Here is an 11,980-nt window from a genome sequence, read left to right on the forward strand (position 1 = left end):
GTGGCGCGCGTTAGCGCCAGCTGCGTCTTTCCTGATCCCGAGTCCAGTCCCGCATGACCTCCATGAAGAGCATCGATCCTGCCGATCTGGAAGCGTTGTTCGATGCGGTGCCGGACGTGCTGTTCTTCGTCAAGGATCGCGAGGGCCGCTATACCCACGTCAACCAGACCATGCTGCGGCGCCTGGGCCTGAAATCGCGCAAGGAATTGATCGGCAAGCGCGTTGCCGAGGTCTATCCCAGCGGGCTGGGTGCAAACTACGCCAATCAGGACGAGCAGGTGCTGGCCGGGGAAGTGATCGACAACCTGCTGGAACTGCATCTGTTCGCCAACCGCGAACCGGGCTGGTGCCTGACCTGCAAACGTCCGCTGCTGGTCGATGGCAAGGTGCAGGGCATCATCGGCATCTCGCGCGATCTGGGGCCGCAGGACGGGCACGAATCGCAGTACGAAAAACTGCGGCTCGCGCTGGCGTACCTCAACGCCAACTACGCGCAGAACGTGCGCATGCAGGCGCTGGTGGAGATCACCGGGTTTTCGATGTCCAAGCTGCAACGCTCGTTCCGCAAGGTGTTTCAACTCACTCCGCAACAGGTGCTGGCCAAGCTACGCCTGCAGATGGCCATGCATCTGCTGCACGGAAACAAGAGCCTCACCGAAATCGGGCATGCCTGCGGTTTCAGCGATCAGAGCGCCTTCGCACGGCAGTTCAAGCTGGCGGTCGGCATGACGCCACGCGAGTACCGCGCGCTGGCGAACGCGGCGCAGTTTCCTGCCGAACCGGCTTAGCGCGACTGAGCAAGACGACTGCTCAGTTGCTGAGTCGGTCGAGCACGGCTCCTCTGTAATGCTTGTGGGGAACTGTGTGAATCCATCGGGATTCCGGGTTGCAGTTTCGTTTGGTAGATGCAGTCGAAAGCCTGGTTCGTCGAGTGTGCGGCGCCCTCACCGCTTGCGGGACACGCCGTGAATCCGTCCATGGAGGCTCGGTGGCGGCATCCATGCCGCCACACGGTCCCGCAAGCGGCGAGGGCACCGCACCAGATAGTTGGTCGGCTGTTTTCCTGAAAGCTTGTTGCCCAGCCTGGCAGATGAAAGGTTGAGAGGTCACGTGTTGAAAGCGTATCGGCTACTCCGCTTGCAACGAGAAGGCGGTGAGAAGCCAGTTGGACCCAGAGTGATCCACACAGCGCACCGCATGCTCTTGCTTGCAAACGTGCACACCGACCCTCTCGACAGGTCCTTGCCCGCCCACCGTCGCGGGACCTTACGCGGCATGGATGCCGCGTAAGAGCCTACAGGGACGTACTTGCGGCGTGTCCTGCGACGGTGGGCGGGCAAGGGCCTCGCAGCCAAACCGCAGCCCGCCGCCCTACTGCCGACCTGGCCGCGCGCGCCCACACCCCAAAGACACAACCGCGCAACGACATAAAGACAGCCAGGATTCCAAGTCGCAGCATTGTTTAGTAGACGCGGCCAAAAGAATGGCTGAAGGCCGGCCGTTGCACAGGACGCGTTGATCTACTGCTGAAGATGAGTTGCTACCCGCATCAACGACTTGGGCGCGAACGACGTGGAGTCGTTCGCGCCCAAGCCTGTGCAGCCTATGCGGATGCGGTTACGCCAACATGCGCACCTTTGGTTCGCGTGCCCACTGGCGGGTCTTGGCGGCAGTGATGAATGCCTTGGTATCTGCCGCCGCGATCACACCCGCGTCCTTGCCGACATTGCCGGCCTTCAGCAGCAGCTGCGCGCCATCGTCGAAGGCGATTGCCTTCAGATGCGCCCACGCATTGCTGACAAAATCCAGCGCCGCCGATTCGCGTGTCAGCGCCTTGGCAGCTTCCGACGACAACACCACTGCCACTGCATCGAACACCACCGAGGGTGTGCCGGCCAATTGACCATCTGCAGCCAGTTGCTTGCCGTCGCTGAGCTTGGCGCCGCCCAGTTTCGGCGCAACGATCTTGACCGTGGCACCGGCGGCTTCGGCGGCCTTGCGCACCTCCTTGATCGTCGCTGCATCGGAGCCATCGTGAATCAGGATGCCGACCGTGCGGCCCTGCAAGGTGTCCTTCATCTTGCCGATCAGCTGCAAGGCAGGCGACAGCGGCATGTCGGTCGGTGCGACCGCAGCCGGCGGCGCCGGCGGCAACGTGGTCATGCCCATGCCATCGGCCACACGCTGTGCCAGCGTCGGGTCGATGTGACGCAGGTGACCGACGATGGCTTCACGCACGTGCGCGGTCTCCACCTTGGACAACTCGAACACCAGCGCCGATGCCATATGCGCCTGTTCCGGTGCGGTCTGGCTGCGGAAGAACATGCGTGCCTGGCTGTAGTGATCGGCAAAACTTGCTGCGCGTACGCGGCCCTTGGCGCCGTCTTCGGCCGGTGTCGCATGGCTGGGGAATCCACGCAGCGCCTCACGCGGTGCATCGGCCTGCAACGAGCTGGGTTCGTAGGCGACACGGCCCTTGGGGACGCCCATCTGCATATGGCCGTCGCGCTGGTTGTTGGCGAACGGGCACTTGGGCGCGTTGACCGGGATCTGGTGGAAGTTCGGTCCACCCAGGCGGCTCAGCTGCGTGTCCAGATACGAGAACAGGCGGCCCTGCAGCAGCGGATCGTTGCTGAAGTCGATGCCGGGCACGATGTTGGCCGGGCAGTACGCGACCTGCTCGGTCTCTGCGAAGAAGTTGTCCGGCCAGCGGTCGAGCACCATGCGGCCGATGATCTGCAGCGGCACCAGTTCTTCCGGAATGACCTTGGTCGAATCCAGGTGATCGAACGGGAATGCATCGGCTTCCGCCTCGGTGAACAGCTGCACGCCCAGCTCCCACTCGGGGAAGTCGCCGCTCTGGATCGATTCGAACAGATCGCGACGATGGAAGTCCTGGTCGGCGCCGGCGATCTTCACTGCCTCGTCCCAGATCGTGGACTGCAGGCCGAGCTTGGGGCGCCAATGGAACTTGACGAAGGTGCTGTCGCCCTTTTCATTGAGGAAACGGAAGCTGTGGATGCCGAAGCCTTCGATCATGCGCAGCGAGCGCGGAATGGTGCGGTCGCTCATCGCCCACATGATCATGTGCATCGACTCGGGGCTCAGCGAGATGAAGTCCCAGAAAGTGTCGTGCGCACTGGCGGCCTGCGGGAACCCGCGGTCCGGCTCCATTTTCACCGCGTGGATCAGGTCCGGGAACTTCATCGAATCCTGGATGAAGAACACCGGGATGTTGTTACCCACCAGATCCCAGTTGCCTTCCTTGGTGTAGAACTTCACCGCAAACCCGCGCACGTCGCGCGGCGTATCCACCGAGCCGGCGCCACCGGCGACGGTGGAAAAACGCGTGAACAACGGCGTCTTCTCGCCCACTTCGGTGAAGATCTTGGCAGTGGTGTACTGGCTCAACGACTTGGTCAGCTCGAAATAGCCATGCGCCGCGCTACCGCGTGCGTGCACGATGCGCTCGGGGATGCGCTCGTGATCGAAGTGGGTGATCTTCTCGCGCAGGATGAAGTCTTCCAGCAACGTCGGCCCGCGCGGCGTGGCGCGCAGCGAGTTCTGGTTGTCGCCAACCGGAATGCCCTGGTTGGTGGTCAGCTGCGGATGGGTGCCGCCGGCCTTCTGATGCAATTCATCGCCCGTGCCGCGCAACGTTTCGGGAGTTGCGCTGACAGCAGCGGTGGACGGAAGTTGCGCGGACTTGCTGGGGGACTTGGGCATGGGACTCCACTCTGGCGGGCTTGAAATGCGGGCTGATCCACTGAGCCTGGGAGGGGCGCTGTTAAGTGCACGTGTCTGCATGCGAACGAATACTCACATGCAGCCGAAAGTTTGCACTGGATCGCAGCCGTCCGATGCGTCGGTCACGCAATGTGCCGACGCACGTCTGCAAGCGCATGCAGCGAACGCGACCGTTACATGCCGACTACAGCAGATCCAGCGGCTGCTTGCGCGTCGGTGGCGGGAACGCACGGTCCAGTTCGGCAAGGTCCTGCGCGTCCAGGTGCAGCGTGCACGCAGCTGCATTCGCGCGCACATGCGCGGGCGTTCCCGATTCGGGAATGGCAATGACCTGGCCGCTGCGGATCGCCCATGCCAGCGCTACCGCAGTTGCGGCCACGCCGCGTCGCTCGCCGATCGCGTGCAGTACCGGGTGATCCAGCAATGCGCGGCTGCCTAGCGGCGAATACGCCATTACCGTCACCTCGTGCTGTGCGCACCACGGCAGCAGATCGAACTCGATGCCGCGGCTACCGGCGTGATACAGCACCTGATTGACCAGGCAATGCTGCCCGCCCTCGATCTCCCACAGGTCCTGCATGTCCTCCACATCGAAATTCGATACGCCCCAGTCGCGGATCTTGCCGGCATCGCGCAAGGCCTCGAAGGCATCGACCACCTCGCGCAGCTCGCTGCCACCGCGCCAGTGCAGCAGATACAGATCCAGCGTGCGCACGCCAAGCCGCTGCAGGCTGGCCTCGCAGGCACGCGCGATGCCGCGTGCGCTGGCATTGCTCGGCAGCACCTTCGACACCAGATAAGGCCGCTGCGCGCTGTCCATGGCCTGGCCGATCAGTTGCTCCGACCGGCCATTGCCATACATCTCGGCGGTGTCGATCAGGCGCATGCCCAATTGCTGGCCTGTCTGCAGCGCATCGATCTCCTGCTGCGGCGCGTGTCGTCCCTGGCCCAGGTTCCACGAGCCGAGCCCGAGTGCCGGCACGCTGCGTCCGTTGCGTAGGCGCACCGTGGGGCAGGGGGATGAGGTGGAAACGGACATGGGTGGCTCCTGATGATGCGATCAATGCGAGGGTGACTGTGCCGGCGTTGCGGTCGCGTGTGGTGGCGTCAGCGTTGCCTGCGCATCCCAGAACGTGCAGCGATGCCGTTGCGCGAAGTCGGGCGTTGCGCCGATCCTGCCGGGCGACAGCGTCAACGGAGCGTCGCCATCGAAGCGCGGCCATTGCGGACGGCCAGCCCCGTTCGGATCGCCGGTGCGCGCAAACGCGCCCCAGTAATCCTGCAGCGTATTGGCGAAGGCCTGCTGCGCCGGCGTGAACGCCGGCTCGCCACTGAGTACCCACGGACGCTGGAACAGGTACACCAGCTCGGACGCGTGATACGCGCCCAGCGGATGCGAGAACGGCAGGCGCAACAGGCCGTAAGGCGCCTGCGGGTCGTCGAATTCGTACGCATACACCGGCGCGCGGCCGCGCAAGACCTGGCCCAGCCGGCGGGCCGGGCAGGCGAATCCGCCATCGGTGACGATGTCGGCAAACGCATCCCAGCGCGATTGCGCGGCAACGTCCGCGTAGCGCGCCATGATCGCGCTAGGGTCGGCATGCATGCGCTTGAGGCGCGCCTCATAACCGCTGCGCAGGTTGAGCTTGCCGATGTAGGACAGCAGCTGCGCAAACAGCCGCCCTTCGTTGCGGTTGGTGCCGATCAGCACCGGCACCTGCGCATGTTGCAGGTTGGCGATCGCCTTGGCGGGCGGCAACGGCAACACCTCGCCGCCGGACATCGGCGCCCACGCATCGCTGCCGGTCAGGCCACGTCGCTGCGGTTTTGCGTCGGCCACGCTGTCGGCAGGCAATGCGCGCAGGCACGCGGCAACATCGCCTGAGCGCTCGCAGCCAAGCGTCTGCGCCATGCGCACACCGCCGCGCTCGGCTTCGGCACGCGGCAGGCTGGAATCGCCGGCCAGGCAACTGCCGCTCTGCAGGATTGCGCGTTGGAACAGACCGGCCGCGCCCGGTGCGGCCAGTTGATAGCAGATGCTCCAGGCACCGGCCGATTCACCGAACACGGTGACGTTGTGCGCATCGCCGCCGAAGGCGGCGATGTTGCGCCTGACCCAACGCAACGCAGCCTGTTGATCGAGCAATGCATATGCGCCTTCGCCCTCGCCACGCAGCGCCGGATGCGCGAAGAAACCGAACACCCCCAGCCGGTAATTGGGCGCCACCACGATGACGTTCTGCCGCGCGGCCAATGCACTCAGGTCGTAGTCGACATTGCTGCCCAGCTCCAGCGCGCCACCGTAGATCCACACCATCACTGCGCGCGGATGCGCCGGCGCAGGGCCGGGTGGCGCATAGACGTTGAGGGTGAGGCAATCCTCGGACACCTGCTTCTGCCCGAAGCGATAACGCGGCAGGCACGCCGGCCCGGCCTGGGTGGCATCGCGGACTCCCTTCCAGGCGGGCGCCGCCTGCGGCGCGCGAAAGCGCAATGCGCCCACCGGCGGCGCGGCGAACGGCACGCCCAAGAACACCCGCCCCTGCGCGCCGGCAACACCGCGGACTGCGCCGGCATCGGTCTGCACCACCTCGGCCTGCGCATCGGCCGCGTGCACCAGCGCCGGCACCTCGCCAGGGCGGCGTGGCGCGCACGCGGCCAGCGTGCAGGCCACCAGGAGGATGCCGAAGTGTTTCAGCTGAAGCATGCGCAGGTCTGCCGTGTGCGTGAGGACGTCCGCCATCATCTCCACCGCACGTGTAGGGCAGGCAAACGTGTGGTTGGTAGGGCACCGGCATGAGATGGCCGGGTACACGTGTTGCTGGGGAGTGAGCGGGTATCGCTGCCTGCGGCGCATGTGTACCTACTGGCGCAGTCGTCCTGCATGAAGTGTTGATGCATCCGCCTGCGACGGGCAGATGGCATCGCTATCACCTGGTCGAGTGCGGTGCGATGAGCGCAGCACGCGTCGGAGGGCAATCGTTCATCGCTGCCCATGAAGAGCCGGCTATCGCCTTGGCTGTGGCAAACGCAAAACCTGTGTCGGCTGCAGCGCCGTCCCGTCCCGTCCCGGCCCGGCAACAAAAAACCCAGCCATGTGACCGGCTGGGTTTCGCGTTTTTACCTGGTGGTGGCGCTTACGCCTCCACGTCGTCCTTGTACGCATCCACCGGGATGCAGGCGCACATCACGTTCTTGTCGCCGTAGACGTTGTCCACGCGTGCCACCGGCGGCCAGTACTTCTGCTGCTTGAGGCTGGGCAGCGGGAAGGCGGCCAGTTCGCGCGGGTAGGCGTGGGTCCACTCGCTGGCCGACACCTGGGTGGCGGTGTGCGGGGCGTGCTTGAGCGGGTTGTCGTCGCGGTCCAGGCGGCCGTCTTCGATGGCGCGGATCTCTTCGCGGATCTGGATCATCGCGTCGATGAAGCGGTCCAGTTCGTGCTGCGATTCGCTTTCGGTCGGCTCCACCATCAAGGTACCGGCGACCGGGAAGCTCAGCGTCGGCGCGTGGAAGCCGAAGTCGATCAGGCGCTTGGCGATATCTTCGGCACCGATACCGCTGGTCTTTTCCAGCGGGCGGATGTCGAGGATGCACTCGTGCGCCACCAGGCCGTTGCGGCCGGTGTACAGCGTCTTGTAGTGCGGCGCCAAGCGCTTGGCGATGTAGTTGGCATTGAGCAGGGCCACCTGGGTCGCCTTGCGCAGGCCGCCGCTGCCCATCATGGTCACGTACATCCAGCTGATCGGCAGGATCGAGGCCGAGCCGTAGGCCGCCGCGCTGACCATGCCGCCGATGCGCGAGGAGTGTCCACTCCCGCTTTCGGAGTTGAGTCCGCCATGGATGGCGGCAGTTTGACCTTCGCCGGCATGGATGCCGGCACGAGGCAGGTATGGCGCCAGATGCGACTTCACCGCGCACGGGCCCACACCCGGGCCGCCGCCGCCATGCGGAATGCAGAAGGTCTTGTGCAGGTTCAGGTGCGACACGTCCGAGCCCCACTTGCCGGGCTTGGCCACGCCGACCAGGGCATTCATGTTGGCGCCATCGGTGTAGACCTGGCCGCCATGCGCATGCACGGCTTCGCAGATCGCCACCACGTCCTCTTCGAACACGCCGTGGGTGGACGGGTAGGTGATCATCAACGCGGCCAGACGCTCGGAGTACTTTTCCGCCTTGGCGCGGATGTCGTCGACATCGACATTGCCGTTGGCATCGCACTTGGTCACGACCACGGTCATGCCGCACATCTGCGCCGACGCCGGGTTGGTGCCATGGGCGGATTCGGGAATCAGGCAGATGTCGCGATGCGCTTCACCGCGCGCGCGGTGATAGGCACGGATCGCCAGCAGGCCGGCGTACTCGCCCTGCGCGCCGGAGTTGGGCTGCAGGCTCACCGCGTCGTAGCCGGTGCATTCGACCAGCATCGCTTCCAGCTCCTCGATCAGCTGCGCGTAGCCGGCCGACTGCTCGGCCGGGGCCAGCGGATGGATCGCGCCGAACTCGGGCCAGGTCACCGGGATCATCTCGGCGGTGGCGTTAAGCTTCATGGTGCAGCTGCCCAGCGGGATCATGGTGCGATCCATTGCCAGATCCTTGTCGGCCAGCGAGCGCATGTAGCGCAGCAGTTCGTGCTCGCTGTGGTGGGTATTGAATACCGGGTGTGTCAGGAACGCGCTGCTGCGGAGCAGGCCGTGCGGCAATGCGTCGGCGGTGGCGGCATCGAGCGCGTCCACATCCGCCTGCGCGCCGAACAACGCGGCCAGCGCGACCACATCGGCGCGCGTGCTAGTTTCATCCAGGCTGATGCCGACCGCTTCGCTGTCGATCGCGCGCAGGTTGATGCCGGCGGCGCGGGCCTTGGCGTGGATGGCGTCGGCATCGATCGCCTTGACGTGCAGGGTGTCGAAGAACTGCTCGCCCACGGTGACACCGGCGCCGCGCAGGGCGGCGGCCAGGATCGCGGCAAGGCGATGCGTGCGCCGCGCGATGCGGGTCAGGCCCTCGGGGCCGTGGTAGACCGCGTACATCGAGGCCATCACGGCCAGCAGCACCTGCGCGGTGCAGATGTTGGAGGTGGCCTTCTCGCGGCGGATATGTTGCTCGCGCGTCTGCAGGGTGAGGCGGTAGGCCGGGTTGCCGGCGGCATCGATCGACACGCCGATCAGGCGGCCCGGCATCGAGCGCTTGTAGGCATCGCGACAGGCCATGAACGCGGCGTGCGGGCCGCCGAAGCCGAACGGCACGCCGAAGCGCTGCGAATTGCCGACCACGATATCGGCACCCCATTCGCCGGGTGCGGCGATCAGGGTCAGCGCCAGCAGGTCGGTGGCCACCGCGACCAGGCCGCCTTGCGCGTGCACCGCATCGGCCAGCGCAGCGTGATCGCCGATGTGCCCGAAGCTGTCCGGGTACTGCAGCAGCACGCCGAAGCACTCGGCCTGCAAGGCCTCTTCCGGCGTGCCGACGCGCAGCACGATGCCCAGCGGCTCGGCGCGGGTGCGCAGCAGTTCCAGCGTCTGCGGGTGCACCGCGTCGTGCACGAAGAAGGTGTCCGACTTCGACTTGGCCGAGCGCTTGGCCAGCGTCATCGCTTCGGCCGCGGCAGTGGCCTCGTCCAGCAGCGAGGCGTTGGCGATCTGCATGCCGGTGAGGTCGGTGCACAGGGTCTGGAAGTTGATCAGCGCTTCCATGCGGCCCTGCGAAATCTCGGCCTGGTAGGGCGTGTAGGCGGTGTACCAGGCCGGGTTTTCCAGGATGTTGCGCAGGATCACCTTGGGCGTATGGGTGCCGTAATAGCCCTGGCCGATGAAGCTGCGCTGCACCTGGTTCTTGCTGGCGATGGCGCGGATCTTGGCCAGCGCCTCTTCTTCGGTGATCGCCTCGGGCAGCGCCAGCGCCGCTGGCGACTTGATGTTGCCGGGCACGATCGCATCGGTCATCGCATCCAGCGAGGCGTGGCCGACCACCTCCAGCATCTGTGCGATTTCTGCGTCGTTGGGGCCGATATGGCGTTCGACGAACGCACTGTGGTGTTCGAGGTCGCGCAAGGAAGACGTGGTCTGGGACATGGCGGGCATCCGGGGCAGGGGGCAGACGAATGGTCGACAACCACCGGACCGGCGTGACGCGCGCAGCGCATCACCTCCTGTCGCAGCGACAGTCTTCCTCGCGCCCCTCTGTCCTTTTGCCTGAGAGTTTAAGAACGCGGCATGGCGCTGGGCCTGCCTGCGTTCCGTGCCCCTTCGGCGCCGGCATCGGCCGGTCTCTCCAGAGTTGTACTGCGGATGGTATCGGGCCTGAGCGATTACGGGCTGTTGCGCCTTCGGCAGCGGCAGTGCCGCTTCTCCCACCGTGTTGCCGGCCGATTATAGCCTGCGTGCGCACGCGCCGGAGCGCACGCGGCAGGCCATGCGCTCGGGTTTGCTTAACCTTGCAACGGCGAGCGCCTATCATCGACGCCCTTGTGCCCATCCCGACGCCGCCCCCAGGGCGGCGCCGGCGTGCGTCCCCCCGATGCACCACGTTTCGGATCCCTGCATGACCCCCACCACGCCTTCCACCCGTCGCATGGCGCTGCTGCTCGCCGGGTTGGCGATGTTCGGCCCGTTTTCCATCGACACCATCTTCCCGGCGTTCTCGCGGCTCAGCCGTAGCCTGGCGGTGGACGAGGTGGCGATCCAGCAGACCATCAGCGTCTATCTGCTCGCCTACGGGCTGATGAGCATCGCGCACGGCCCGCTGTCCGATGCCTGGGGCCGCAAGCGGGTGATCCTGGGCGGGCTGGTGCTGTTCATCGCCGGCTCGGTGGGCTGCGCGCTGTCACAGGACCTGCCCACCCTGCTGGCATTCCGCGCGCTGCAGGGGCTGTCGGCCGGGGTGGGCATGATCGTCGGGCGGGCGGTGATCCGCGACCTGTTCCAGGGGGCGGATGCGCAACGGCTGATGAGCCAGGTGTCGATGATCTTCGGCATCGCCCCGGCGATCGCGCCGATCATCGGCGGCTGGATCCTGCTCAGCGGTGCCGGCTGGCCGCTGATCTTCTGGTTCCTGGTGGCGTTCGGGCTGGTGCTGCTGGTGGCCACGCTGACCTGGCTGCCGGAGACCCACCCGCCGGAGGCGCGCACGCCGCTGCAGCTGCGCCGCCTGATGCACGACTACGTGCGGATCGGCTTCAACCCGCGTTTTCAGCGGCTGGCGGCGGCCGGTGCGTTCAACTTCGCCGGCATCTTCCTGTACATCGCCTCGGCGCCGGTGCTGATCATGCGCCACCTGCACCTGGGCGAGGGCGACTTCGCCTGGCTGTTCATTCCCACCATCGGCGGCATGACCCTGGGCTCGTTCCTGTCCGGGCGCATGGCCGGCAGCATGGACCCGGTGCGGCAGATCCGCATCGGCTTCATCTGCTGCGGCGTGGCGGCGCTGGCGAACCTGGGCTACACCATGACGGCGGCGCAGATCGCGCTGCCCTGGGCGGTGCTGCCGATCTTCCTGGCTGGCGTGGGCATGGCGCTGATCTTCCCGATCCTGGCGCTGGCGGTGCTGGACATGTACCCGCATCAGCGCGGCCTGGCCTCCTCGCTGCAGGCCTTCACCCAGCTGATGACCAATACGCTGGTGGCCGGGGTGCTGTCGCCGCTGCTGAGTGAACACCCGCGCCATCTGGCGATCGGCATGACCGGTTTTTTCCTGCTGGGCTGGCTATTCTGGCGCTGGGAACGCCGCAGCGGCCGCCGTCTGCGCCGCCGCCAGGCCGAGGAGGCAGTGCCTCTGGAGCCGGCCGACCATCTCTGACCTCACAGGAGCCTGCATGTCCACCGATTCCAAGCTGCGCCGCGATGCCCGCAAGCGCGCCGCCGAGCGCCAGCGCAACCAGGCCGCCGCCAATCCCGCGCCGGTTTCGCCGATCGAGCCGCATGCCGAACTGCGCGACCAGCAACGCACGCTACTGGCCGGCATCGTCCGCCGCGACGGCGAATGGGTGCTGGGCATGGACGGCCGCATTGCCGGCGAAAGCACCAGCGCCGCCCAGGTGCTGGCCCTGATCATGCGCGCGGCCGAGCTGCACGAACGCCAGGGCACGCCGGTGCGGCTGACCTATTCGGACGCGCTCAAGGACGCGGCGCATGCCGAGGCGGCCGCCGATGGCAGGGATTTCGAGGCGTTCCGGATCGAGTTCGCGCAGAAGCTGGTGCCTGCGCGCACCAACTGAGGTCATAACGCAGCGGTGTCGGCG

Annotated in this window: 7 protein-coding genes and 1 riboswitch; of the genes, 3 read left to right on the plus strand and 4 right to left on the minus strand. The window is 66.2% G+C overall.

The window, feature by feature from the left end:
- Positions 1-62: 62 nt before the first annotated feature.
- Positions 63-788, plus strand: coding sequence for an AraC family transcriptional regulator (locus AC06DU_RS05900; RefSeq protein ID WP_024939479.1), 726 nt, complete (start codon positions 63-65; stop codon positions 786-788).
- An 829-nt stretch (positions 789-1,617) separates the two neighbouring features.
- On the opposite strand, the gene AC06DU_RS05905 is transcribed toward AC06DU_RS05900, so the two are convergent.
- The 4 genes from AC06DU_RS05905 to gcvP all read right to left on the minus strand — a co-directional run bounded on the left by AC06DU_RS05905 (position 1,618) and on the right by gcvP (position 9,815).
- A complete protein-coding gene (locus tag AC06DU_RS05905) occupies positions 1,618-3,726 on the minus strand; it encodes a catalase (RefSeq protein WP_478203791.1) in 2,109 nt (702 codons plus the stop codon).
- Between the two features lie 205 nt (positions 3,727-3,931).
- On the minus strand, positions 3,932-4,786 hold the full coding sequence (locus AC06DU_RS05910) for an aldo/keto reductase (RefSeq protein WP_440584425.1): 855 nt from the start codon (positions 4,784-4,786) through the stop codon (positions 3,932-3,934).
- Positions 4,787-4,807: 21 nt separating this feature from the next.
- Positions 4,808-6,454: a carboxylesterase/lipase family protein gene (locus tag AC06DU_RS05915; RefSeq protein WP_166771033.1), complete on the minus strand. Its 1,647-nt coding sequence runs from the start codon at positions 6,452-6,454 to the stop codon at positions 4,808-4,810.
- Between the two features lie 430 nt (positions 6,455-6,884).
- Positions 6,885-9,815, minus strand: coding sequence for an aminomethyl-transferring glycine dehydrogenase (gene gcvP / locus AC06DU_RS05920; RefSeq protein ID WP_166771034.1), 2,931 nt, complete (start codon positions 9,813-9,815; stop codon positions 6,885-6,887).
- A gap of 98 nt (positions 9,816-9,913) precedes the next feature.
- A riboswitch (glycine riboswitch) is annotated at positions 9,914-10,028 on the minus strand.
- 256 nt (positions 10,029-10,284) lie between these two features.
- Here gcvP and AC06DU_RS05925 point away from each other — a divergent pair.
- Together AC06DU_RS05925 and AC06DU_RS05930 are read left to right on the plus strand one after the other, a co-directional pair.
- Complete coding sequence (locus AC06DU_RS05925) at positions 10,285-11,538, plus strand: multidrug effflux MFS transporter (RefSeq protein ID WP_024939474.1); 1,254 nt, start codon at positions 10,285-10,287, stop codon at positions 11,536-11,538.
- A 16-nt stretch (positions 11,539-11,554) separates the two neighbouring features.
- Positions 11,555-11,956: a hypothetical protein gene (locus AC06DU_RS05930; RefSeq protein ID WP_016901679.1), complete on the plus strand. Its 402-nt coding sequence runs from the start codon at positions 11,555-11,557 to the stop codon at positions 11,954-11,956.
- Positions 11,957-11,980 lie beyond the last annotated feature (24 nt).

The organism is Xanthomonas sp. NCPPB 3200 (genome assembly GCF_056393585.1).